Raw genomic sequence first — 23410 nt, 5'->3', positions numbered from 1 at the left:
TAATCTTCTACGCCGCGCTGGCACGCTGCAGGGCGGTCTCGATGCGCGCTTCGATGGCGTAATCCAGGGCGCCGCGATCCGTCAGGCGGATGTAGCCGGCCTTCACGCCGTTCTTCGCCAGCACTTCATCGACCTTGGCGCTGATCAGGTGGCCGAACTGCTTGATCACCGTCGATTCGATTTCAACCTTCAGACTGTCGGCAGGCTCGACGAATACCATGAGGTCGCTCGACTGCATGGTTCCTGCCACTCCTTTCTTCACGATTTTCATGTTTTCTCCTGATTGCACGAAGTTCAGGCCTTTGGCTCGGGGCTACCGCTCCAAAGGCCTGACCAAAATGATTCACCGCAGGTCTCTGCTACCGATAAGGGCTCAGAGCGCGTCGATGATGGCGTTCAAGGTGGCGCTCGGACGCATGGCCCTGGCGGCCTTCTCGCCGTCCGGCAGGTAGTAGCCGCCGATATCCACCGGCTTGCCCTGCGCGCCGATCAGTTCCGCGTTGATCTTCGCCTCGTTCTCCTGCATGGCCTTGGCCACCTTGGCGAAGCGGGCCTGCAGTTCCGCGTCCTTGGTTTGCGCGGCCAGCGCCTCGGCCCAATACAGGGCGAGGTAGAAGTGGCTGCCGCGGTTGTCGATCTCGCCCACCTTGCGCGCCGGCGACTTGTTGTTGTCGAGGAACTTAGCGATGGCCACGTCGAGGGCGTCCGCCAGCACCTGCGCCTTCGGGTTCTTGAAGTTGACCGCCAGATGCTCCAGCGAGGCGCCGAGGGCGGAGAACTCGCCCAGCGAATCCCAGCGCAGGTAGCCTTCCTTCAGGAACTGCTGCACGTGCTTCGGCGCCGAGCCGCCGGCCCCGGTTTCGAACAGGCCGCCGCCGGCGAGCAGCGGGACGATCGACAGCATCTTGGCGCTGGTCGCCAGTTCGAGGATGGGGAACAGGTCGGTCAGGTAGTCGCGCAGCACGTTGCCGGTGACCGAAATCGTGTCCTTGCCCTGGCGGATGCGCTCGACGGAGTACTGGAGGGCTTCGACCGGCTCCAGGATCTTGATTTCCAGGCCCTTGGTATCGTAGTTCTTCAGGTACTTCTCGACCTTGGCGATCACGTTGGCGTCATGGGCGCGGTTCTTGTCGAGCCAGAATACGGCCGGGGCGCCGGTGGCGCGCGCGCGGTTGACCGCCAGCTTGACCCAGTCCTGCACCGGGATGTCCTTGACGCGGGACATGCGCCAGACGTCGCCCGCTTCGACCTGGTGCTCGATCAGCGCCTTGCCGGCGGCGTTGACCACGCGCACCGTGCCGTCGGCGGGAATCACGAAGGTGGTCGGGTGCGAGCCGTATTCCTCGGCCTTCTGCGCCATCAGGCCGACGTTCGGCACCGAGCCCATGGTCGCCGGATCGTAAGCGCCGTTCTTCTTGCAGTCCTCGATCATCGCCTGGTACATGCGCGAGTAGCAGCGGTCGGGCACCATCGCCAGGGTTTCCTGGAGCTTGCCTTCCTTGTTCCACATCTTGCCGGAATCGCGCACCACGACCGGCATCGAGGCGTCGACGATGACGTCGCTCGGCACGTGCAGGTTGGTGATGCCCTTGTCGGAGTTGACCATCGCCAGCGCCGGGCGCTTGGCGTACACCGCCTGGATGTCGGCCTCGATCTCGGCCCGCTTGGCTTCCGGCAGCGTCTTGATCTTGGCGTACAGGTCGCCCAGACCCATGTTCGGGTTGACGCCGAGCTGCTTGAAGGTCTCGGCATGCTTGGCGAAGACGTCCTCGAAGAAGACCGCGACGGCGTGGCCGAACAGCACCGGGTCGGACACCTTCATCATCGTCGCCTTCAGGTGCAGCGACAGCAGCAGCCCCTCCTTCTTGGCCTTTTCGATCTGCTCGGCGTAGAACTTGCGCAATGCCTTCTTGCTCATGAAGGTGCCGTTGACGATCTCGCCGGCGGAAACCTTCAGCTTGTCCTTGAGCACCTTGACGGCGCCGTCGGCGCCGACCAGTTCGATCTTCAGCTCGTCGGCCGCGTCCATGACCACGGACTTCTCATTGCCGTAGAAATCGCCCTCGGACATGAAGGCGACGTGCGCCTTGGAGTCCGCCGCCCAGGCGCCGAGCTTGTGCGGATTCTTCTTCGCGAAATTCTTCACGGACAGCGGCGCGCGGCGGTCCGAGTTGCCCTCGCGCAGCACCGGGTTGACCGCGGAACCGAGCACCTTGGAATAGCGCGCGTTGATTTCCTTCTCTTCCTCGGTCTGGGGATTTTCCGGGTAGTCGGGCAGGTTGTAGCCCTTGCCCTGCAGTTCCTTGATGGCCTCCTTCAATTGCGGCACCGAGGCGCTGACGTTCGGCAGCTTGATGATGTTGGCTTCCGGGCGCAGCGTCAGTTCGCCGAGCCGGGTCAGGTTGTCGGCGATGCGCTGTGCCTCGGTCAGGCGCTCCGGAAAGGTGGCGATGATGCGCCCGGCCAGCGAGATGTCGCTCGTCTCGACCTCGACGCCCGTCCCCTTCGTAAACGCCTGCACGATCGGCAGGAATGAGTAGGTCGCCAGGGCGGGAGCCTCGTCGATCTTCGTCCAAACGATCTTTGATTGCGTCGTCATGTTTTCATTTCTCCTTGCTAATGGTGTGAAAAACAAATTGATGGAAATAGACAGCAGATCGGAAATACAGACAATTCATCGCCCGGAAAGACGGAATCTCCAACGATACCCGGTCATTCCTTTCGTTTCACCTTCAATACCCGGGTGCCGGGGTCCGGCGCCACCACGCGCCGGACCGTTCTCGACGGCACCTCGGAAGTCAAACTGCAAAAATGAACTTGATGTCGATCAATCAACAACATCGGAATGTACGGCTTCCACTCCTGAGTTAATTCCCATTTTTACAGGGTTTTATTCTTGTCACAAACAATGAATCATCACATTATTCTGCGTTTTCGGAATCAACTCACTGCTTCCTACGCACGCCATGAAACCGCTCCGGCCGCATTCATTACGCATGAAGACCGGCGGAAATACAGCAGCGACATGGTAGGCTTCGGCCGCTTGCGCGTCGATTGACCGGCCCGCATTTTGGCGCGATAATCGCGCCAGTTCGTTTGATAATCGCGCGGAACCGACACGTCATGATCGACAAAAAGCCACCGCTCAACCGGAAGGACTGGATCGCCGGCCTGGAGAAGGGTCTGCAGATCATCGAGGCGTTCAACGACACCCATCCCCGGCTGACGGCATCGACCGCGGCCCGCCGCACGGGGATCACGCGGACCGCCACGCGGCGCTATCTGCGCACCCTGGAACACCTCGGCTACGTCGAAAGCGACGGACACCTTTTCTGGCTGACGCCGCGGGTGCTGCGGCTGGGCTGGTCCTACTTCGATTCGGCGCGGGTGCCGCGCGCCGTCCAGCCGCACCTGCAGAAGCTCAGCCTGGCGCTCGGCGGCGCCGCCTATTTCGCGGTCATGGACGAGAACGACGTGGTTTTCGTCGCGCGCGACGGTTCCAACCTGGTGCAGAACGTCGGCTACGTGCTGGGCGCGCGCATCGCGGCGAACCTCTCTTCCGCGGGCATCGCCATCCTGTCCACCTATACCTCCGAGGAGGTGGACAAGTGGCTGATCGGGCGGAAATTCGTCCCCTATTCCCCATTCACGGCCACCACCGAGGAAGCGGTCCGGCAACTGATCAACAATGCGCGCAAGAACGGCTACGCGCTGCTGGAACAGCAGGTCGCGCAGCGCGTCCGGGGGATCGCCGTGCCTATCCGCACGCACGCGGGCGACGTGGTCGGTTCGATCAGCGTCAGCCTGCCGATGGGCAACGAGACGATCGAAAACGCCGTCGCCCGCGCCCTGCCGCTCTTGCGCGAGGCCGAATACGCGCTGCTCGTCGCCTTCTAGGGCTTGATGACGCGGGGACGTCCGCCGCCGCAGCGAACGGCGGTGGCAAGGCCCACTATTTGCGCAGTTTTTCCAGCTCGGCGAACACCGAGCCGACGACGTCCTTGCCGATGGCGTCGCTGTACTTCTGGATCACCGGTTTCAGCCGCTCGCGAATCCGGACGATTTCCTCCGGCGGCAGCTCGTAGTACTCCATGCCCTTCCTGATCTCCGCCAGCGAGCGCTCCTGGGCGTCGCGCGAAACCTTGCGCTGGTACAGCTCCGATTCGCGCGCCGCCGCGACGATGATGTCCTGCTCCTCCTTGTTAAGCCTGTCCCAGGTCTTCTTGCTCATCAGGAAGGACTGCGGGTTATAGATGTGGCGCGTCACCGTCAGATACTTCTGCACGTTGTCCAGCTTGTTGGCGGCGATCACCGAGAAAGGGTTTTCCTGGCCGTCGATCTTTTTCTGTTCGAGCGCGGTATAAACCTCGGTGAAGGCCATCGGCACCGCCGTCGCGCCCAGCGCGGTGAAGGTGTCGATGTAGGTCGGCGACTGGATCACGCGGATCTTCAGGCCCTCCAGGTCCTCCAGCTTCCTCACCGGCCGCTTGCTGTTGGTCAGGTTGCGGAAACCAAGATCGTAGTACGCGAGATTGATCAAGCCTTTCGCCGGCAGCTTGCCGGCCAGCAGCTTGCCCGTGGCGCCGTCCATGATCGCGTCGACTTCCTTCGCGTCGTTGAACAGGAACGGCAGGTTGACGAGGGCGAACTCCTTGACCTCGGACTGGAGGATGCCGGTGTTCATCGCGCCGAAATCGATCGATCCCGCCTGCAGCGACGACAGGACCAGCGGGTCCGCCCCGAGCACGCCGCCGGTGTAGAGCTTGACGATCATCTTGCCGCCGCTTTTCTCGGCGACGAGTTCGGAGAATTTCAATCCCCCCTTGACGACCGGGTGTCCCGAAGGGTTGGTCGTGGTCCAGCGAAACGCCTGGTTCCTGATCTCCGCGCCAGCGTTGCCCGCGGCCGCGAGGCACGCCAGCGCCAGGATCGATACCCGCATGATGCCATTGAAGTCCATCTTGTCCCCCCTGTGGTCAACCGGATCAGTATAGCCGCAACAAAAGCAAAAAAGCGCGGAGATCGGATGATCTCCGCGCCAGACTGACTTCGTCAGGCCTAAGCCTTTTTTATTATCTCAGTACTTGGAGTACTGAACCTTTTCCAGTTCCGGATCGTAGAACTCGCCGAACAGTTCTTCGTCGCTCGGCCAGTCGATCTTGTCGTACTCGCGGGACACCCAGGTCACGTTCATGTAGTGGTGCAGGTGGATGTTCTCGCTCGTGGCGTTGCCGGCCCAGGTGCCGCAGCCGATCGACGAGGTCATCGGCATGCCGTTGTTCATGCTGCCGGAGTTGGCCTTGGATTGCGGCTGGCGCACCATGATGCGGCCGACGCGGGCGACCATCGCCAGGCGGTGGATGTGGTCGTCGTCGAACGAGAAGATGCCGACCGAGTGCCCGATGCCGCCGACTTCATGGATGGCCATGATGGTGTCGATGGCGTTCTGGAACTCGCCCGTGTACTCGTGCACGGCCAGGACGGTCGACAGCTTCTCGCGGCTCCAGACACCTTCCAGCGAGGTGTTGAACACACCGGTGCCGTGCGAGGCGATCAGGTACTTGCGATCTTCAGGGATCGAGAAGCCGGCGTGCTTGGCCATGTCCTGCGCGGACAGCGCGACGGTGTCGGAGTGGCGATGGCACTCGTCGTCCCACATCGCCTTGCGCATGGCTTCCTGCTCGGACGGGGACATCATGTAGCCGCCCACCGCGACCATTTCCTTGAGCGCGTCTTCCCAGATGCTTTCGTGGATGACGATGTTGCCGTCGGCCGAGCAGCCCGAACCGAAGTCCGAGGTCTTCGAGCGCATGGTGTTGAACGCCGCCTTGTTCAGGTCCTGCTTGGCGGTTTCGTCCCAGATCATGGTGGCGTTGCCGGCGCCGACGGCGTAGGCCGGGGTGCCCGACATGTAGGCGCGGCGCACGACGCCCTGGCCGCCGGTGGCGATGATCAGGTCGCACTTGGTCATCAGCGCTTCGGAGATGCCCTTGTTGATCTTGGCCTTGTAGCCGAGGATCTGCACCAGGTCTTCTGGCGCGCCGACGCGGCGCAGGCCTTCGCGCATCAGTTCGATGGTCTTGCGGCTGGTCTTCAGGGTGCGCGGGTGCGGCGAGAAGATGATGGCGTTGCGCGCCTTGATGGCGTACACGGCGTTGCCGGCCGGGGTCAGGTCGGGGTTGGTCGCCGGGATCACGCAGGCGATGACGCCGACGGGCTTGGCGTACTTGACCAGGCGCTTCTCGGGGATTTCCTCGATGATGCCGACCGACTTCTCGCGCAGGCAATCGCGCAGGATGCCGCGGATCTTGAAGCGCTTGGCTTCGCGGCTGACCGGGTCGCCGAAGGCGCTTTCCTGGATGCCCAGCTCGACCAGTTCGTGGAAGGTCTTCGAGTTGGCGACGATCTGCGCCACGGACTTGATCGCCCGGTCGATCGACGCCTGATCCCATTTTTCGAATTCACGCTGCGCCTTGTCGGCGCGTTCGAACGCCTGTTCGATTTCGTCGATCTGATCCTGGTTCAGCTTCAGTTCGGCGTAGCGTTCCGGCATGTCATTCTGTTCTACTCATTTCATTCCCCTAACAAAAACAAACTAAAGAAAAAAACCGATCTCGTTGTCGTTGTGGCAAAAACCGGTGTCCGATCGTTGATTTTTTTATCCCCGTGAGCCGTGGGAACGATCAACACGTTTCACACGGCGATTGCCCCCTACTTGTTGTTCTGTGCCTGCGCCTTTTCCTTGACCAGGTCGACGCAGCGGCCAGCCTTGAGCACGGTGCTGTTCGCCGGATGGCCGACGAATTCGGCCGCGAGGCGCGCCGTGTCCATGGCCTTCAAGAGGTCGATGCCGGTGTCGATGCCCATCTCGTGCAGCATGTGGATCACGTCTTCCGACGCCACGTTGCCCGAGGCGCCCGGCGCGAACGGGCAGCCGCCGAGGCCGGCGAAGGCGCCGTCGAACATGCGGATGCCGGCCTGGATGGCCATCACGATGTTGGCCAGCGCCATGTCGCGCGTGTTGTGGAAGTGCATCACCCACTGCACCTGCGGGAACTTGGCGATCATGTGCGTGCCGAGTTCGTACACCTGGCGCGGGTTGGCCATGCCGGTGGTATCGGACAGCGACAGTTCGGTGATGCCGAGCTTGACGAAGCTTTCGACGACGTTCTCCACCTGCTGCACCGGCACGCGCCCCTGGAACGGGCAGCCGAACGAGGTCGAGATGGCGCCCGAAAGCGTCATCTTGTTCTGGACGGCGAACTCGACGCAGTCGGCGAAGCCTTCGACCATCTTGACCGGCGAGCTGTTGAAGTTGGCCAGGCAGTGCGCCTCGCTGGCCGAGACGGTCAGCTTGGCCTTGGTCAGGCCCGCGTCGAAGGCGCGCTGCACGCCCTTGATGTTCGGCACCAGCGCGCGGTATTCGACGCCCTCGACCTTCTTCATGGCGCGGCACAGCGCGTCGGTGTCGGCCATCTGCGGCACGGCCTTGGGATGCACGAAGGCGCCGACCTCGATGATCTTCACGCCGGAAGCGACGACCGCGTCGAGCAGCTGCAGCTTCTGCTCGACGGTGGGAATGGTCTTCTCATTCTGCAGACCGTCGCGCAAACCGACTTCGCACAAGGTGACCTTGGCCGGCCAGGCAATCGTGGGGGAACTCATGTCGCTTCATCCTTTCATCTAGACAACACTGCACCCGGAAAAACCCGGCTGCATTCGAATTCGTTTGCTTCAGTAAGCGATCCTGGCGACCTCGCGCAGTTCCGCCGGCGTGGTGGTGCCAAAGCCGAAGAACTCCAGGTAGGCGGGAATCATTTCGAAGAGCATGTCGGTGCCGACCTGGTACTTGCAGCCGCGCGCGATGGCGGCCCGGAGCATCGGCGTGATCTCCTGCTTCATCACCACTTCGCCGACGAAGGTCGACGGCGCCAGGCGCTCGGGATCGAAAGGCAGCGGGTCCGTATCCTTCATGCCCAGCGGGGTGGCGTTGACCACCATGTCGTAACCGGCCGGGTCGTTCGAAGTCACCTTGACTTCCATGTCGGGGTAGTACTGCTTCAGGCGCGATGCCAGTCCTTCGGCCGCCGCCGTGTTCAGGTCGAACAGCGAAATCGAGGCCGCGCCGTCGGCGGCGAGCGAGGCGGCGATCGGGCTGCCGACGCCGCCGGTGCCCACGATCAGGATTTTGCTGCCCTTGGTCTTGAAACCTTTTCTCGCCACGCCGCGCGCATAGCCGGCGCCATCGAACTGGTCGGCCAGCAGCGTGCCGTCCGGACGCTTGAGCAGCGCATTGGCGGCGCCGGCGATCCGGGCCGTGATCGATACCTCATCCGCCAGGGAAATCGTGGTCACCTTGTGCGGCATGGTGATCAGCGCACCATGCACGTTCGAAAACTTGAAAATCTGCCGGAGTGAAACCGGGTAATCCTCGGCCTTGACGCCCATCGGCACGACCAGCGCGTCGATTCCGTGCTTTTCGAACCACGGGTTGTAGATCAGCGGAGCCTTGAAGGCTTCGGTCGGGTAGCCGATGTGTGCGATCAACGTTGTCTTGCCACTAAGCATTTTATTTTTCCATCATGTCTGTGCGAACACCCTCGCCGAAGGTCCGGCCGCGTCCGTGGCGCGGCTGCGCCACGGACGTCCCCGCCGCGGAACGCGAGGGTCAATCAGCTGTTACTTCTTGCGGCCCTTCTCGAGTTCGGTCTGCAGTTCCTTGACCAGATCCGGCCCGACGTTGGCGGCGAACTTGTCGATCACCGGCTTGATCTTGGCGCGGATCTTCGCCAGCTCTTCCGGCGACAGCGTGGTGACCTGCATCGTCTTCTTCAGGTTGGCCAGCGAGTCCTCCGCCAGCTTCCGGGAGTTTTCACGCTGCCACTTGGTCGCTTCGGCCAGCGTCGACATCAGCAGGGCCTGCTCGTCCTTGGTCAGCGCGTCGAATTTCTTCTTGCTCGCCAGCACCGACTGCGGGTTGTAGATGTGGTTGGTGATCGTCAGGTGCTTCTGCACTTCGTTCAGCTTGCTGGTTTCGATCACGGAGAAGGGGTTTTCCTGGCCGTCGATGATCTTCTGTTCGAGCGCCGTATAGACTTCGGTGAACGGCATCGGCACCGCGTTGGCGCCCAGCGCGTTGAACGTGTCGATGTAGATCGGCGACTGGATCACGCGGATCTTCAGCCCGGAAATGTCTTCCATCTTGTTCACCGGATGCTTGCCGTTGGTCATTTCGCGGAAGCCCAGTTCCCAGTAGGCCAGGTTGTACAGATTCTTGGCCGGCAGCAGATCGGCCAGCTTCTTGCCGAACGGGCCGTCGAGGATCGGGTCGGCTTCCTTGCCGCTTTCGAACATGAACGGGAAGTCGAAGATGGCGAATTCCTTGACCTGCGTCTGCAGGATGCCCGAGTTCATCGAGGTGAAGTCGATGGTGCCGCCCTGCACGGCCGACAGCACCTGCACGTCGCCGCCCAGCACGCCGTTCGGGAAGACCTTCAGCGTCAGCTTGCCGCCGCTCTTCTGCTTGAGGATTTCCGCCCACTTCTCGGCGCCCATCACCGAGGGGTGCCCCGGCGCGCCGGCGATGGAAATCCGGAACGTGTGTTCATTGACCTGCGCCTGGCCGGCCGACGCGAGCAGCGCGCCGATCAGCACCACCGATGCCTTTGCAACGAATTTCAGCATTTCTCTATCTCCTTATCTATAGAACCTCGGAAGAGGTCACCCGTTTGAGCTACTACACCAACAACTATTGCCCTCCAACACCGGGAGGCGCCTGCCGGAACGGATTCCCGCCGGCGCCTCCCGGAACTCCTTACATCCCAGCCAGGAAGCGCATCGGCACCAGGACCAGGTCGGGGAAGATGACCAGCAGGGCCAGCACGATCAGCTGGGCGATCATGAACGGAATGACGCCCACGATCGCATCGTCCATCGACCGTCCCGTCACGCCACACACCACGTTGAGCGTGGTGCCGACCGGCGGGGTCACCAGGCCGATGGCGTTGTTGATCACGAACAGCACGCCGAAGTAGATCGGATCGATGCCGGCCGCGATGACCACCGGCACCAGCACCGGCGTCAGGATCAGGATGGTCGGCGTCATGTCGAGCGCGGTGCCGACGATCACCACCACGACCATGATCGCCACCATCAGCATGATCTTGTTGCCCATGAACGGCCGCAGCATCTCGATGACTTCCTGCGGAATCTCGGCGATGGTGATCATCCACGCGCCGATCATCGCCGCCGCCACCAGGAACATGACGATCGCCGCGGTCTGGCCGGCCTGCGCCAGCACGCTATAGACCTGCGACCACTTGAGTTCCTTGTAGACGTAGATGGAAACGAGCAGCGCATAGATGGCGCAGACGGCGCCCGCCTCGGTCGGCGTGAAGATGCCGAACTTCAGGCCGAACACGATGATCGCCGGCATGACCAGCGCCCACAGGCCTTCGCGGATGGCGATCAGGATTTCCTTCTTGGTCGCGCGCTTCGTGGTCTGCACGCTCTGTCCGCGTGCCACCCACCACCAGGCGGCGGTCAGGCCGACGGCGATCATCAGGCCCGGCACGATGGCGGCCAGGAACAGCTTGGTGATCGACAGGCCGGCGGTGACGCCGAACAGGATCAGGTTCGGCGACGGGGGCACCATCGGGCCGATGATGCTGCCCGAGGCGATCAGGCCGACCGACTTCTTGGGGTCGTAGCCGAACTTGATCATCATCGGGAACAGCAGCGCCGACATGGCCGCCGCGTCCGCCGCCGCCGAGCCGGACAGCGAGGCCAGGATGCAGGAGGCGACGATGACCACGTAGCCGAGGCCGCCGGGAATGTGCCCGACCAGGGTCACGGCCACCTTGATGATGCGCTTGGACAGACCGCCGGCGTTCATCGTGGTGCCGGCCAGCATGAAGAACGGGATGGCCATCAGCGGGAAGCTGTCGGCGCCGTTGATCAGGTTCTGCGCCACGATCTGCGCATCCATCATGTCGAGGTGCGCCATCAGGCACAGGCCGCAGAAGATCAGCGCGAAGGCGATGGGCATGCCCAGCGCCATGGCACCGATCAGCGAGGTGATAAAGATTGTTACGGTCATGATTCCCCCTTAGTGCTTCGCGCCGCCGGCGGAAAGCTTCGAATTTTCCATCTCGCGCTCCATCTCGTGCTGGAGTTCCGCGAGTTCTTCCTCGTCGAGTTCTTCCTGCGACTCCTTGACGCTCACCAGTTCCTTGTCCTGCAGCTTGCCGGCGAGCATGGCATACAGGTCGTAGGCCAGGATCAGGATGGCATTCACGGAAAAGAAGATGCCGATGCCGTAGAAGAAGCCCGAGGACAGGCCGGTGGCCGGCGCTTCGACGCCGATGTTGATGATCGTCTGGTCCCAGCTGCCGCGCAGGAAGTACAGCACGCAGCCGATCATGACGAGGTGGCTCAGGACGTAGAAGATCTTCTTGCCGATCACCGGCAGTTTCGAAACCACCGTGTCCATCCCCAGGTGGGCGTGTTCGCGCAACGCCGTCGTGCCGCCGATGAAGGTCAGCCAGACGAAACACCAGCGCGACAGTTCCTCCGACACCGTGATCCCGGAGTTGAACCCGTAACGCAGCACCACGTTGCCGAACACCATGACCACCATCATGGTGATGCACACCACCACGGCCCCCTTGAGAATCCGGAAATACCAATCAACCAGTTGTTTCATGACGTCTTCCTTATACCTGCGATTTCAATTGACATGAGATGACCCTCCCGGCCTGCCGTCATGAATGCTTGATGTGCGCCGCGGCATACGCCTTGGCCGATTCGAGGCAGCGGAAGGCGTGCTCAGCGTAGCCGAATTCCTTGGCCCGGGCCAGATGCGGCAACTCGATCGAGTACACCATCTTGGGCATGCGGTTGAGGATGTCTGCCACCGGCACGCCGCCTTCGCCGACGTAGAGCCGCTCCTCGCGCAGAATGCGCGTCATCTCCGCGCGATCGGTCGGAATCTCGCCCTGCGCGTCGCACAGGTGGGCGAAATGGAACCACTCCCTGGGCAGGCCTTCCAGCGCCTCGGGCGTGTCGAGCGCGCGGTGGAAGTGGTGCACGTCGATCATCAGGCCGGCGTTCGGGCGGTTGGCGGTGCGCAGCACGTCGACGGCTCCGGCCAGGTTGTTGACGCTGGCGATCGGCACGAATTCGAGATCGACAGTCATGCCGAACTGCCGGGCCAGGTCGCAGATCTGGCCGAACTTCTCGATCGCGTACTCGCGCTTCGGCGTCCAGATGCTCGACAGCACGGCCTTGGCCCCCAGCTCCGCCGCCACTTCCATGGCCGGCAGGTACTTGGTGGGATGCATGTCGTCGTAGACGCGCGCCAGTTCGATGTCGTGCACCTTGATGCCGGTATCGGCGAGCGCGCGCTTGGTGGCGCGCAGCATTTCGGGGTTGTCCGCCAGCGCGTAGTTGGGCTCGCCGGGCAGGCCCATGTAGATCGGCCGGATGCTGACGTAGTCGTAGCCGGCGCGCGCCGCGACGTAAACCATCTCGGGCGGCGCGCAACCCAGCACCGTGAGATGGGCCAATGAGTATTCCAAAGCCATCAAATTCCCTCCAAAAAAAACCTGTCAGGGACCGCGCCCCGCTGGCGCTCGGTCCGATTTATCTTTCGCCCGCCAAAGTCACGGTCCCGGCTTACCCCGCCGCAGCGCGGCGGTTGCCATGAAGCCGGGACCGTTCCCCCCAACAAAACTCCAGAAGCGGCCCGGGCGATCAGTCGGTCGAAACGTGGTGCACCTTCTTGCCCGGCGAGTAGATGTCCATGATGTTCCAGTGCCCGGCGGTCGGCGTCGGGATGTTCTTCATATAGACGTCGATGACCACCGGCTTCTTCAGGGCGATCGCCTTCTGCAGGGCCGGCAGGAGCTCGTCGGCCTGGTTGATGGTGATGCCCTCGATGCCGTAGGCGCGGGCGATCGCCGCGTAGTCGGGCGAGTAGGTCTCGCCGTCGACTTCGAAGACGGTGCCGAAGGTGGTGTCGTAGTGCGCCTTCTCCAGCCCGGCGATGGTGCCGAAGGCGTGGTTGTTCATGATCACCCAGATCACCGGGATGTCGCTTTCCTTGGCCGTGGCCAGGACCGCCGGGTTCTGGCCCCAGCCGCCGTCGCCGACCAGCGCCACCACCACCTTGTCCTTGAGCGCGATCTTGGCGCCCATCGCCGCCGGCGAGCCGAAGCCCATGGTGGCGAAGCCGCCCGGCGTGAAGATGGTGCCCGGCTCATACACGGGGTATTGCTGGGCGAGGCCGTTCTTGTTCCAGCCCACGTCGGTGCAGATGTAGGAGTCGCGCGGCAGGGCCTGGCGCAGGTCGGCCAGGATGCGCTGCGGGGTCATCGGGAAATCGCTGCTTTCCGCCCATTCCTTGTTGCTTTCGACGAAGGAGACGCGGTTGGCGGCCATTTCGGCGACCAGCTCGGGGCGCTTGACGCCTTGCGGGCACAGTTTCTTCGCCACGCGCAGCAGCACCGTCAGGGCCTGCTTGAGGTCGGCGACGGCGCCGATGGCGGCCGGGTAGTTGCGGCCGATTTCCGCCGGGTCGATGTCGATGTGGATGAGCTGCGTCGGCGGGAAGTTGAAGGTGTATTCGGCTTCCCACGAGCTGCAGTCGGCTTCGGAGAAGCGGGTGCCCAGGCCGATGATCCAGTCGGCCGCCTTGCACTTCTCGTTGATGAACTTGGTGCCCCAGAAGCCGGTCATGCCGAGGATCAGCGGATGGTCGTCGGGCAGCGCGCCCTTGCCCATCAGGGTGTGCGCGACCGGCAGTTGCAGGAGTTCGGCGAATTCGCGCAGTTCGGTGGTGGCGTCGGCCAGCATGATGCCGCCGCCGACGTACATCAGCGGGGTCTTGGCGGCCAGCAGCTGCTTGACGATCTTCTCGGCCGTTTCGTCGTCCATGGACGGCTTGGCGAGCTGGCGGGTGTTCTTGAGCACGCGGTCGAACAGTTCGACGTCGATTTCCTTGGAGAAGATGTCCATCGGCACGTCAACCAGCACCGGGCCGGGGCGGCCGCTTTCGGCCAGAATGAAGGCTTTTTCGAGGATTTCCGGGATCAAGTGCACGGAATCGACGCGCCAGACGCGCTTGCAGAAGGGCCGGTAGATCTCGCACTGCGAGGCGTCGGCGTGCAGGTTGACTTCCTGGTGCGGGTGCTTGCCGTAGTAGTGGGTCGGCACGTCGCCGGCGATGACCACCATCGGGATCGAATCGAGCGAGGCGTTGGCCACGCCGGTACAGGCGTTGGTCAGGCCCGGCGACAGGTGCGAAAGAACCACGGAGGCCTTCTTGGTGGCGCGGGCGTAGCCGTCGGCCATGTGCGCAGCGATCTGTTCATGACGGCTATTCACGAAGGTGATTTTCTTGCTTTTTTCCAGCGCCGCCAGCACGGCGATGTTGGTATGGCCGCACAGGCCGAAAATGTGCTCCACGCCACGCGCTTCGAGGTAACGCACCAGTTGATTGGATACCAGGTCTTTCATCGAATGCTCCTTCAATTGTTGAACAGTAACGGCGCCGCCTTGATTCGCTTTCCGCACCGCCTTGATTTACTTCCTTGCAAATCTGCCTGTCAGCGCCTTACGCTTCGCTTCCTTCGCACGCCCTGCCCGGTTCAGCCGCCATGCAATGCGTGGCTGACGGACGCCAACACGGAACGCAGCTCCTCGATCCGCATCTGCCCCGGCTTGGGGCTCCGCCCCGCGGCGAACGTCACCGACGAGCCGTACGCCCAGCCGAAAACCCTCGATACCGCCCCGATGCCGCCCATCGCCATGCTGACCAGCGGGATCGCGCAGGTCCGGCTGGCCTTCTGCGTGGCGCCGAGCAGGGACAGCACGTCTTCCGAATGCCGAGGCGTCACCACGACTTTCGCCACGTCGGCGCCGAGGCGCTCCGCCTCGGCGAACTTCTCCGACAGCACCGCGTCTTCCGGCGTGGCCTGGTGGTTGTGGTACGACATGATCATGGTCACGCCGTGGTTGCGCGAGACCTCGCGCAGCATCGCCACGCTGGTGACCGGATTGCTCATTTCGTAGTCGATGAGATCCACGCAACGGCTGGCGCACGCGGCGACGTACAGCTTCAGGATGTCGGATTCGTTGAGGGCGCATGCGCCGCCGCCCTCGCTCATCGCGCGGAAGGCGAAAATCACCGGAATCTTCGCAGCGGCGGCCTTGATTTCGCTGGCCAGATCGATCACCGCAGCGATGTCGCTGACTTCCTCAAAGAAATCGACGCGCCACTCGATCAGATCGGGCTGTTTCGGCACGATGGCGGCCACCTCGTCGAGGATCGCGGCCCGCGACCTGCCGATGAGCGGCGAACAGATCAGCGGCTGGTCCGCGCGACCGATCATTTCCCCGCCGACCCGGATGCGTTTCATCGGTTGCGCTCCCGTCAGTCCGGAATGAAGCTGCCCGCCGTCCACCGCACCGCTCCCGCGAATGCGCGGATGGCGCCGGACGACTGCAGTTGGAAAGTTTTCGCAAACACCTTCATTCCCTACTCCTGGACTGGCTTCGATCATGGAAAGCACGTCGTTTTTTGTTTTGCGGAATACTAGGCGCTGGGATTGCACCCGTCAACGAGGCAAAGGACGCTTTTGGGCGATTATCGCCCCACCCGGTCCAACTATCGCGCGAATTCCGTACCTGTCGGCCGTCGCCGGAAAAGCGGGGAAATACCACGAAGAAACGGGGCCGGAGCGGCCGAAACAACGGCGTTTTGGCCGGGGCCACACACGGTGTCAACACGGCCGGATGGCTCGCGCCAGGCGGAAAGGCGGCGATTCCTGCCCGGGGCGCCGTACGGCGCGAGGCGGCCGCCGCCCGGCGGCGGTCGGGCCGGCTCGCTGCCGGCCTCCGGAAATCCGCTAAGGCATGCCGCCCGGCGGCGCGCTCAATCCCGCGCGGCGGACTCGCTTTCGCCGTCGTCCCCGTGCCGCGGCGCGGGAAGCCGGGACAGCAGGACCTTGTCCACGCGGTTCTTGTCCATGTCCACGACCTCGAAGCGGAAGCCCGCGGCGTCGAAGGCGTCCGTCACGGCGGGAATCCGCCCGAGGATGTACATGACCAGCCCGCCCAGGGTGTTGTAGGCGTTCTCGTCCTCGCCGGGCAGGTCGTCCTCGATGTCGATCACCGATTTCAGGCGGTCGATCGTCACGCTGCCGTCGATCAGCCAGGAATCGTCGTCCCGCGGCACGATGTCCTCCATCTCCGAGGAATCGGACGACGGCACGTCGCCGACGATCGACGCCAGCACGTCGGTCAGGGTCACCATCCCCTGCAGCTCGCCGTACTCGTCGACGATCAGCGCGAACTGCTGGCGCGCCTTGCGGAAGCTCTCCAGCAGGTGCGTCGTGGTCACCCCCTCCGGCACGAACAGCGGCGGCCGCAGATACGGCTCGACGTCCAGCTTCTGGCCGGCCAGCGCCAGCTTCAGCAGGTCGGCCGTGCGCAGGATGCCGACGATATGCTCCAGCCCGTCGCGGCAGACTACGATCCGCGTGAACGGGCTCTCGGAAAGGCAGGCCCGGATTTCCTCCTCGGGCGCCTCGAGGTCGAGCGCGTAGATGTCGTTGCGGTGCGTCATGATCGCGGCGATCCGCTGCTCGTCGAGCCGCAGCACGTTGGAGACGATCGCCTGCTCGCTCTCGTGGAACACGCCGGCCTCGGCGCCCTGCTCCATCAGCACGTTGATCTCGTCGTTGGTCACGGTCGCCTCGGCGCTCGCCCGGGCGCCGATGAGGCGCATGATCAGGCTGGACGACGACGAGAACAGCCAGACCAGCGGACGCGCCACGCGCGAAAAGAACGCCATCGGCGAGGCGATGATCGCCGCGATCGCCTCCGGCGCCAGCAGGCCCAGGCGTTTGGGCACGAGCTCGCCGACCACTACCGAGAAATACGTCAGCAGCACCACCACGAACGACAGCGACAGCCCACGCGCGTAGGGCTGCAGCCAGGCGAAGCCGGACAGCCATGCGCTGAGCGGATCGGCCAGCGCGTTCTCGCCGATGGCGCCGCTGAGAATCCCGACAGTGGTGATTCCCACCTGGATGGTCAACAGGAAGGCCGACGGCTCGTTGCTCAGGTCAAGGGCGGTTTTCGCCCCGGGCGAGCCGTCGTCGGCGAGCTTCTGCAAGCGCGATTTTCTGGCGGAGACGACGGCGATCTCCGACATGGCCAGCAGGCCGTTGAGCAGAATGAGCAGCAGAAGAAGGAATATGTCCATCCGGTGGTTTCGAGAAGATCCTCGCCTGTTCTTCGTTCTATGCGCAATTATACCGGTCGCGCGAGGACGGATACCCGCCGGCGCGGGCGGCCTCCGCCACGGCTTAGCACGCGGCCTTGCCCGGGCCTTCGACGGCGACGATGGCCTTGGCCTGGTTGAGATCGTCGGCGCAGCCCGCCGCGAAAAGGCAGCAGGCCAGCTGGTTGGCGATCGGCGAAGGCAGCCCGATTTCCCCGGCCAGCACCTTGCGCGTCCAGTCCGCGGCCGTTTTCGCGTCGCATGACTCGGGCAGGCTCGGCAGCGTCTTCAGGCTGTCGTGCTCGGCCTCGAACAGGACGTCGCCGGCGCCGTCGTGCAGGTATTCGATGCGCGGCCGGCGCTTCGGATTCGCGTAGGGCTCGCCTTCGGTCGCCCGCAAGAGCAGGCCGCGCATGCCCAACGCGCCCATCACCTCGCGCATCAGCGCCAGATAATCGGGATGCGTGGCCGCCGCCACCAGCACCCCCTCCCCCTTGAACGGATCGAGCATCTTGACCAGGCTGTGCGCACTGTTGCGCAGGCCGAGCCGGCTGCGCAGCGCCAGCAGGGTGTTCAGGCCGGGCGAGATCGCCGACAGCGGCAGGAAGGCCAGGCCGTCGCCGTCGAGCGTGTGTTGTGCCTGGGACGCGCTGAGGCAGGGCAGCAGGCCGAACTCGCGGAAGACCTGCGCCGACGTCACCCGGCCGTACCCTTCGATCAGTCCGTGCACCAGCACCGGCACCCCGTAGCGCTGGAGCAGTAAGGCCAGCAGGGGCGTCAGGTTGATTCCCCGGCGCGCGCCGTTGTAGGAGGGCAGGACGACCGGCCGCGGCCGTCCGGCCGGACGCTGCAGGGCGGCCAGGCGTTCGCTCGCCGCGGCGAAAAAGCCGAGCATCTCGTCGACGCTCTCCCCTTTCAGGCGCAAGGCGATCGCGACGGCGCCCAACTCGAGTTCCGGCACGCCGCCGTCCAGCATCGCGCCGAAGAGCTGGCGCGCCTCGTCGAGCGCGAGGTCGCGGGCGCCCTCGCTGCCGCGTCCCAATTCCCGGATGAAATGCGCGTAGTTCATGCTGCTCCCGAAATGTAAACCGTGCGGCGGAACCCGATGCCTGGCGGACCGCAGGCGGCCGGCCCCGCGGACCGCCTCACGGAAGACTCAGCAACACGTATGCCAGACAAGAGAATGCGGCCGTTGCGACGATATCCGGAAAGGTCGGCAGCTACCGCCGCATCAAGTTGGTGCAAGCGGACGCACGGCGTGCTTCACGGCGGAGCGGCCTATTTGATCCGCTGCAGCTTCGGCCGTCCGCCGGGCGGCGGCCGGGGCTCGGGACCGTCCCCGGACGGCGGCGGCGTTTCCGGCGGAGCAGCGTCGGCGGCCGCGCTTTCCGGCTCGAAAGCCATGCCCGCGCCGTTCTCCCGCGCATAGATCGCCGCCACGTTGCCGACGGGAAACGAAATGTCGCGCGCCACGCCGCCGAAGCGCGCCTGGAAACTGATCAGATCGTTGCCGATCTGCAAGCCCCCGGTCGCCTCGTAGCCGACGTTCAGGACGATCTGCCCATCCCGTACGTGCTCCCGCGGCACGCGCACCCGGCCGTCGACCTGCACCGCGATGTAGGGCGTGAAGCCGTTGTCGGTACACCATTCGTGGATCGCCCGGATCAGATAGGGCTTGGTCGAAGGCAGGGTATTTTCGGTCATCTCGGCGGCGGCAACGCTCTGGAGTGGGAAATCCCGGCACCGGCCGGGTCCGCGCTGTACGGAGGAATCTCAGCGGCGCATGGCCTTTTCGGACGGCGTCAGCGCGTCGATGTAGCCCTGGCGGCTGAAGATGCGCTCGGCGTACTTCATCAGCGGCGCCGCCGATTTCGGCAATTCGATCCCGTAATGATCCAGGCGCCAGAGCAGCGGGGCGATGGCCACGTCGAGCATGGAGAAGTCCTCGCCGAGCATGTGCTTCTGCTTGACGAAAACGGGCGCCATCTCGGTCAGCCGGTCGCGGATCGTCTGGCGCGCCTTGTCCGCCGTCTTGAGGTTTTTCTCCAGCGTCTCGACGTGGGTGAACACCTCGCGCTCCATGGTCACCAGCAGCTGGCGGGCGCGCGCGCGCATGATCGGGTCCGGCGGCATCAGCTGCGGATGCGGGAAGCGCTCGTCGATGTACTCGTTGATGATGTTCGGCTCATAAAGGATCAGGTCGCGCTCGACCAGCACCGGCACCCGCCCGTACGGATTGACCATGGCGATGTCTTCCGGCTTGGCGAAAAGGTCAACGTCGATCACCTGGAAATCCATCCCCTTCTCGTACAGGACGATGCGGCAACGCTGGCTGAACGGGCAGGTGGTGCCCGAATAAAGGTTCATCATGGTCAATATCCTTAAAAACGAACCGGCATCGCTTCAGGCCGCTGACCGCGCCGACGATGCCGATGCCCGAAACAGGCAGTTGCTCAATGCTTCCCGACGTCCTTCCAGTACTCCTTTTTCAGCGCGTACGACACGCCGAACAACACGATCAGAAACGCCAGGACGCCGATGCCCAACTGCTTGCGGAATCCCGCCGCGGGCTCCCCCGCCCAGACCAGGAAGCCCACCAGGTCGGCGATCTGCCGGTCGAATTCGGCCGGCGACAGCCGCCCCGGCTGCGCGAGACTCAGCTTCTGCGTTTCGTGATCCAGCTCCTGCCGGCCCTGCAGGTCCCACAGCACGTGGGGCATGCCGACGTTGGCGAACAGCGTGTTGTTCCATCCCGTGGGCCGCTTCTCATCCCCGTAGAAGGAACGCAGATAGGTATACAGCCAATCCGCGCCGCTGCCGTCCGCCGAGGCCCGGGCGCGCGCCACCAGGGAAAGGTCCGGCGGGGTGACGCCGAACCATTGCTTCTGTTCCGCGGCGCGGGCGGCGATGCGCATCGGCTCGCCGATCTTTTCCGCGGTGAACATCAGGTTGTCCTTGATCTGCTGCTCGGTCAGGCCGAGTTCGGTCAGCCGGTTGTAGCGCACGAAGCTCAGGCCGTGGCAGCTCAGGCAGTAGTTGACGAACAGCCGGGCGCCGTTCTGCAGCGCGGCCGGGTCGGACGGGACGTCCACCTTGTCCAGGCGGACGCCGCCTTCGCTGGCCAGCGCCGCAAGCGGAACGAAAAGAAGCGCCAGCAGGAATTGCTTCATGTTCTGCGCTTTCATTTGAACGTCACCCTTTCCGGCTCCGGCTTGCATTTGTCGATTTTCGAGTACCAGGGCATCAACAGGAAGAACGAGAAATAGATCAGCGTGCATACCTGGGAAACCAATTCGCTGACCGGCGACGGCGGCTGCGTGCCGAGATAGCCGAGGGTCAGGAAAGCGACCACGAAAACGGCCAGGAAGCTCTTGTAGATCGGGCCGCGATAGCGGATGGACTTGACCGGGCTGCGGTCGAGCCAGGGCAGGAAGGCGATGATCACCACCGAGGCACCCATGGCGACGACGCCCCAGAACTTGGCTTCCAGGCCGAAGATCGGCCAGACGATCGCGCGCAGGATCGAATAGAACGGGGTGAAATACCAGACCGGCGCGATGTGCGGCGGCGTCTTCAGCGGGTCGGCCGGGAAGAAGTTGTTGTACTCGAGGAAATAGCCGCCGCCTTCGGGCGCGAAGAACACCACGGCGAAAAAGATCATCAGGAAGACCACCACGCCGACGATGTCCTTCACCGTGTAGTACGGGTGGAACGGAATGCCGTCGAGCGGGATGCCGTTGGCGTCGACGGTCTTCTTGATCTCGATGCCGTCCGGGTTGTTCGAGCCGACCTCGTGCAGGGCCAGGATGTGCGCCATGACCAGTCCGAGCAGGGCCAGCGGCACGGCGATCACGTGGAACGAGAAGAAGCGGTTGAGGGTGGCGTCGCTGATCACATAGTCGCCGCGAATCCACAGCGACAGCGGTTCGCCGATCAGCGGAATGGCCGAGAACAGGTTGACGATGACCTGCGCGCCCCAGAACGACATCTGCCCCCACGGCAGCAGATAGCCCATGAAGGCTTCGGCCATCAGCACCAGGAAGATCAGCATGCCGAACACCCAGATCAGTTCGCGCGGCTTGCGGTACGAGCCGTAGAGCATGCCGCGGAACATGTGCAGGTAGACCACGACGAAGAACGCCGAGGCGCCGGTCGAATGCATGTAGCGGATCAGCCAGCCCCAGTTGACGTCGCGCATGATGTACTCGACGCTGGCGAAGGCGACCGGGACGCCGCTGGCGTTGAGCGAGCCGTCGGGCTTGTAGAACATCACCAGGAAGATGCCGGTGATCAGCTGGATGGCCAGCACGACGATCGCCAGCGAGCCGAAGAAGTACCAGAAGTTGAAGTTCTTCGGCGCGTAGTATTCGGACAGGTGGCCGCGCCACAGCGAGGTGGCGGGGAAGCGCGCGTCGAACCATTCGAGCAGGTTGCCCTTGAGCGAACCGTCCGACTTGTATTTCTCGTACCCGGATTTGGCGGCCATCGCTTACGCCCCTTTCTTGTCTTCGCCGATCAGGATGCGCGTATCGGACAGATAGGTGTGCGGCGGTACTTCCAGATTGCTCGGCGCCGGCTTGTTGCGGAACACGCGGCCGGCAAAATCGAAGGTCAACCCGTGGCACGGGCAGAGGAAGCCGCCGAGCCATTCGGGCGGCATGCCTTCTTCCCCGCCCTTCTTGAACTTCGACGACGGGGAACAGCCCAGGTGCGTGCAGATGCCGACGGCGACCAGCAGGTTCGGCTTGATCGAGCGCGTCTCGTTGCGGCAGTAGTCGGGCTGCTGCTTGACTTCGGATTTCGGGTCGGCGACCGCTTCGTCCAGCTTGGCGAGCGTGTCGAGCATCTCCTGGCTGCGATTGAGGATCCACACCGGCTTGCCGCGCCATTCGACGGTAATCATCTGGCCGGGCACGAGGTTGGACACGTCAACCTCGACCGGCGCGCCGGCGGCCTTCGCGCGCTGCGAGGGAAGCATGCTGGAGACAAAGGGGACGACCGCCGCCACCGCGCCCGCGCCGCCGACCGCGGCCGTCGCGATGATCAACCGTCGCCTGCCGCAGTCCACTGTGCTCTCTATGCTCATCGTGCCGATCCCCGACAGTTGGTTTGGTTATTCGAAACAGGGCCGATTATACGCAAGGTTCCCCCAGAAAAAAAAGACGGAGGATGCCAAGTACTTAATCTGAAAGCGATTTCCGCTCGCGCACGGCTTGCGCCAAAGTGCCGGAATCGACGTATTCGAGTTCGCCGCCGACCGGCACGCCGCGCGCGATCCGCGACACCCGGAGCCCGCGGCTCTTCAGCATCTCCCCCAGGTAATGCGCCGTCACCTCGCCCTCATTGGTGAAATTGGTCGCCAGGATGACTTCGCGCACGACGCCGTCGGACACTCTCGCCAACAGCCTGTCCAGATGCAGCTCGCGCGGCCCGACGCCGTCGAGCGGCGAGACGCGCCCCATCAAAACGTAGTACAGACCGGAGTACGCCTGTGTTTGTTCCATCATGTTCAGGTCGACCGGCGTTTCGACGACGCACAGCAGCGCCGGATCGCGTTTCGGCGACAGGCAGCGCTCGCAGACCTCGGCTTCTGTGAAAGTGTTGCAGCGCTGGCAGTGCCGCAGCGCCTGCAGGGCCTGCTGCAGCGCATCCATCAGGCGCTGCGCGCCCGGCCGGTCGCGCTGCAGCAAATGGTAGGCCATGCGCTGCGCCGATTTCGGGCCGACGCCCGGCAGGCAGCGCAAGGCCTCGATGAGATTCTCGAGGCTCGATGGCGTGGCCATCAGAACGGCAGTTTCATGCCCGCCGGCAGGTTCATGCCGGCAGTGAAGCCGGCCATGCGTTCCTGGGTCGTCGCCTCGACGCGGCGCATGGCGTCGTTGATCGCCGCCGCCACCAGGTCCTCCAGCATTTCCCGGTCGTCCATGACCGACGCATCGATCGTGACGCGCCGCACGTCGTGGCCGCAGGTCATCGCCACCTTGACCATGCCCGCGCCGGACTGGCCCTCGACTTCGATCTGCGCCAGCTGCTCCTGCGCCTTCTTCATGTTTTCCTGCATCAGTTGCGCCTGCTTCATCAGGCCGGCGAGTCCGCCTTTCATCATGATGTTTGCCTCGACAA

The 23410-nt window shown here is 63.7% G+C and carries 22 protein-coding genes; 1 reads left to right on the top strand and 21 read right to left on the bottom strand.

Features of this window, described 5'->3' with window-relative positions; translation table 11 throughout:
• Positions 1-7: 7 nt before the first annotated feature.
• Together citD and QM701_RS20480 are read right to left on the bottom strand one after the other, a co-directional pair.
• On the bottom strand, positions 8-271 hold the full coding sequence (citD, locus tag QM701_RS20485) for a citrate lyase acyl carrier protein (protein ID WP_415168846.1): 264 nt from the start codon (positions 269-271) through the stop codon (positions 8-10).
• Between the two features lie 102 nt (positions 272-373).
• The gene (locus QM701_RS20480) at positions 374-2599 is read right to left on the bottom strand and encodes an NADP-dependent isocitrate dehydrogenase (protein WP_415168845.1); all 2226 of its coding nucleotides are present in this window, start codon (positions 2597-2599) and stop codon (positions 374-376) included.
• Between the two features lie 524 nt (positions 2600-3123).
• Between QM701_RS20480 and QM701_RS20475 the strand changes: the two genes are divergently transcribed.
• Positions 3124-3897 carry an IclR family transcriptional regulator C-terminal domain-containing protein gene (locus QM701_RS20475; RefSeq protein ID WP_415168844.1) on the top strand — a complete coding sequence of 258 codons (774 nt, stop codon included), beginning with the start codon at positions 3124-3126 and terminating at the stop codon, positions 3895-3897.
• 55 nt (positions 3898-3952) lie between these two features.
• On the opposite strand, the gene QM701_RS20470 is transcribed toward QM701_RS20475, so the two are convergent.
• The 19 genes from QM701_RS20470 to QM701_RS20380 all read right to left on the bottom strand — a co-directional run bounded on the left by QM701_RS20470 (position 3953) and on the right by QM701_RS20380 (position 23390).
• Positions 3953-4960 (bottom strand): TRAP transporter substrate-binding protein, encoded by a 1008-nt coding sequence (locus QM701_RS20470; protein ID WP_415168843.1) that lies wholly within the window; start codon positions 4958-4960, stop codon positions 3953-3955.
• Between the two features lie 117 nt (positions 4961-5077).
• Positions 5078-6553 (bottom strand): aldehyde dehydrogenase family protein, encoded by a 1476-nt coding sequence (locus tag QM701_RS20465; RefSeq protein WP_415168842.1) that lies wholly within the window; start codon positions 6551-6553, stop codon positions 5078-5080.
• A 158-nt stretch (positions 6554-6711) separates the two neighbouring features.
• The gene (locus QM701_RS20460) at positions 6712-7665 is read right to left on the bottom strand and encodes a hydroxymethylglutaryl-CoA lyase (RefSeq protein WP_415168841.1); all 954 of its coding nucleotides are present in this window, start codon (positions 7663-7665) and stop codon (positions 6712-6714) included.
• A 69-nt stretch (positions 7666-7734) separates the two neighbouring features.
• The gene (locus QM701_RS20455) at positions 7735-8547 is read right to left on the bottom strand and encodes a shikimate dehydrogenase family protein (protein ID WP_415168840.1); all 813 of its coding nucleotides are present in this window, start codon (positions 8545-8547) and stop codon (positions 7735-7737) included.
• A gap of 132 nt (positions 8548-8679) precedes the next feature.
• A complete protein-coding gene (locus QM701_RS20450; protein WP_415168839.1) occupies positions 8680-9684 on the bottom strand; it encodes a TRAP transporter substrate-binding protein in 1005 nt (334 codons plus the stop codon).
• A gap of 130 nt (positions 9685-9814) precedes the next feature.
• Positions 9815-11098, bottom strand: coding sequence for a TRAP transporter large permease subunit (locus QM701_RS20445; protein WP_415168838.1), 1284 nt, complete (start codon positions 11096-11098; stop codon positions 9815-9817).
• 9 nt (positions 11099-11107) lie between these two features.
• On the bottom strand, positions 11108-11704 hold the full coding sequence (locus QM701_RS20440; RefSeq protein ID WP_415168837.1) for a TRAP transporter small permease: 597 nt from the start codon (positions 11702-11704) through the stop codon (positions 11108-11110).
• Between the two features lie 58 nt (positions 11705-11762).
• Positions 11763-12566, bottom strand: a complete 804-nt coding sequence (locus QM701_RS20435; protein WP_415168836.1) for a sugar phosphate isomerase/epimerase family protein — start codon at positions 12564-12566, stop codon at positions 11763-11765.
• Between the two features lie 187 nt (positions 12567-12753).
• A complete protein-coding gene (locus QM701_RS20430; protein WP_415168835.1) occupies positions 12754-14517 on the bottom strand; it encodes a thiamine pyrophosphate-binding protein in 1764 nt (587 codons plus the stop codon).
• 131 nt (positions 14518-14648) lie between these two features.
• On the bottom strand, positions 14649-15419 hold the full coding sequence (aroD, locus tag QM701_RS20425; RefSeq protein WP_415168834.1) for a type I 3-dehydroquinate dehydratase: 771 nt from the start codon (positions 15417-15419) through the stop codon (positions 14649-14651).
• 515 nt (positions 15420-15934) lie between these two features.
• The gene (locus QM701_RS20420) at positions 15935-17269 is read right to left on the bottom strand and encodes a hemolysin family protein (protein ID WP_415168833.1); all 1335 of its coding nucleotides are present in this window, start codon (positions 17267-17269) and stop codon (positions 15935-15937) included.
• 103 nt (positions 17270-17372) lie between these two features.
• A complete protein-coding gene (gene ybiB, locus QM701_RS20415; RefSeq protein WP_415168832.1) occupies positions 17373-18356 on the bottom strand; it encodes a DNA-binding protein YbiB in 984 nt (327 codons plus the stop codon).
• Positions 18357-18565: 209 nt separating this feature from the next.
• Positions 18566-18991 (bottom strand): ClpXP protease specificity-enhancing factor, encoded by a 426-nt coding sequence (locus QM701_RS20410; protein WP_415168831.1) that lies wholly within the window; start codon positions 18989-18991, stop codon positions 18566-18568.
• A 69-nt stretch (positions 18992-19060) separates the two neighbouring features.
• A complete protein-coding gene (locus QM701_RS20405) occupies positions 19061-19657 on the bottom strand; it encodes a glutathione S-transferase N-terminal domain-containing protein (RefSeq protein WP_415168830.1) in 597 nt (198 codons plus the stop codon).
• A gap of 83 nt (positions 19658-19740) precedes the next feature.
• The gene (locus QM701_RS20400) at positions 19741-20472 is read right to left on the bottom strand and encodes a cytochrome c1 (protein WP_415168829.1); all 732 of its coding nucleotides are present in this window, start codon (positions 20470-20472) and stop codon (positions 19741-19743) included.
• Positions 20469-21773 carry a cytochrome b gene (locus tag QM701_RS20395; protein WP_415168828.1) on the bottom strand — a complete coding sequence of 435 codons (1305 nt, stop codon included), beginning with the start codon at positions 21771-21773 and terminating at the stop codon, positions 20469-20471. Before QM701_RS20395 ends, QM701_RS20400 begins: the two co-directional genes overlap by 4 nt.
• Before the next feature lie 3 nt (positions 21774-21776).
• Complete coding sequence (gene petA / locus QM701_RS20390) at positions 21777-22373, bottom strand: ubiquinol-cytochrome c reductase iron-sulfur subunit (RefSeq protein ID WP_415168827.1); 597 nt, start codon at positions 22371-22373, stop codon at positions 21777-21779.
• Positions 22374-22467: 94 nt separating this feature from the next.
• The gene (recR, locus tag QM701_RS20385) at positions 22468-23070 is read right to left on the bottom strand and encodes a recombination mediator RecR (protein WP_415168826.1); all 603 of its coding nucleotides are present in this window, start codon (positions 23068-23070) and stop codon (positions 22468-22470) included.
• On the bottom strand, positions 23070-23390 hold the full coding sequence (locus QM701_RS20380; protein WP_415169439.1) for a YbaB/EbfC family nucleoid-associated protein: 321 nt from the start codon (positions 23388-23390) through the stop codon (positions 23070-23072). Before QM701_RS20380 ends, recR begins: the two co-directional genes overlap by 1 nt.
• Positions 23391-23410: the final 20 nt, after the last annotated feature.

The sequence above is a fragment of the Propionivibrio sp. genome, assembly GCF_047602565.1.
In the GTDB taxonomy this organism is placed as follows: Bacteria; Pseudomonadota; Gammaproteobacteria; order Burkholderiales; family Rhodocyclaceae; genus Propionivibrio.
Note: the sequence above shows the minus strand (reverse complement) of the source record. Positions and strands in the feature narration are given on the sequence as shown.

Excerpts from the sequence above, each read along its gene's own strand:
- citD (WP_415168846.1), bottom strand. The coding sequence starts at position 271 with ATGAAAATCGTGAAGAAAGGAGTGGCAGGAACCATGCAGTCGAGCGAC.
- QM701_RS20480 (WP_415168845.1), bottom strand. The coding sequence starts at position 2,599 with ATGACGACGCAATCAAAGATCGTTTGGACGAAGATCGACGAGGCTCCC.
- QM701_RS20475 (WP_415168844.1), top strand. The coding sequence starts at position 3,124 with ATGATCGACAAAAAGCCACCGCTCAACCGGAAGGACTGGATCGCCGGC.
- QM701_RS20470 (WP_415168843.1), bottom strand. The coding sequence starts at position 4,960 with ATGGACTTCAATGGCATCATGCGGGTATCGATCCTGGCGCTGGCGTGC.
- QM701_RS20465 (WP_415168842.1), bottom strand. The coding sequence starts at position 6,553 with ATGCCGGAACGCTACGCCGAACTGAAGCTGAACCAGGATCAGATCGAC.
- QM701_RS20460 (WP_415168841.1), bottom strand. The coding sequence starts at position 7,665 with ATGAGTTCCCCCACGATTGCCTGGCCGGCCAAGGTCACCTTGTGCGAA.
- QM701_RS20450 (WP_415168839.1), bottom strand. The coding sequence starts at position 9,684 with ATGCTGAAATTCGTTGCAAAGGCATCGGTGGTGCTGATCGGCGCGCTG.
- QM701_RS20445 (WP_415168838.1), bottom strand. The coding sequence starts at position 11,098 with ATGACCGTAACAATCTTTATCACCTCGCTGATCGGTGCCATGGCGCTG.
- QM701_RS20440 (WP_415168837.1), bottom strand. The coding sequence starts at position 11,704 with ATGAAACAACTGGTTGATTGGTATTTCCGGATTCTCAAGGGGGCCGTG.
- QM701_RS20430 (WP_415168835.1), bottom strand. The coding sequence starts at position 14,517 with ATGAAAGACCTGGTATCCAATCAACTGGTGCGTTACCTCGAAGCGCGT.
- aroD (WP_415168834.1), bottom strand. The coding sequence starts at position 15,419 with ATGAAACGCATCCGGGTCGGCGGGGAAATGATCGGTCGCGCGGACCAG.
- QM701_RS20420 (WP_415168833.1), bottom strand. The coding sequence starts at position 17,269 with ATGGACATATTCCTTCTTCTGCTGCTCATTCTGCTCAACGGCCTGCTG.
- ybiB (WP_415168832.1), bottom strand. The coding sequence starts at position 18,356 with ATGAACTACGCGCATTTCATCCGGGAATTGGGACGCGGCAGCGAGGGC.
- QM701_RS20410 (WP_415168831.1), bottom strand. The coding sequence starts at position 18,991 with ATGACCGAAAATACCCTGCCTTCGACCAAGCCCTATCTGATCCGGGCG.
- QM701_RS20405 (WP_415168830.1), bottom strand. The coding sequence starts at position 19,657 with ATGATGAACCTTTATTCGGGCACCACCTGCCCGTTCAGCCAGCGTTGC.
- QM701_RS20400 (WP_415168829.1), bottom strand. The coding sequence starts at position 20,472 with ATGAAAGCGCAGAACATGAAGCAATTCCTGCTGGCGCTTCTTTTCGTT.
- QM701_RS20395 (WP_415168828.1), bottom strand. The coding sequence starts at position 21,773 with ATGGCCGCCAAATCCGGGTACGAGAAATACAAGTCGGACGGTTCGCTC.
- petA (WP_415168827.1), bottom strand. The coding sequence starts at position 22,373 with ATGAGCATAGAGAGCACAGTGGACTGCGGCAGGCGACGGTTGATCATC.
- recR (WP_415168826.1), bottom strand. The coding sequence starts at position 23,070 with ATGGCCACGCCATCGAGCCTCGAGAATCTCATCGAGGCCTTGCGCTGC.
- QM701_RS20380 (WP_415169439.1), bottom strand. The coding sequence starts at position 23,390 with ATGAAAGGCGGACTCGCCGGCCTGATGAAGCAGGCGCAACTGATGCAG.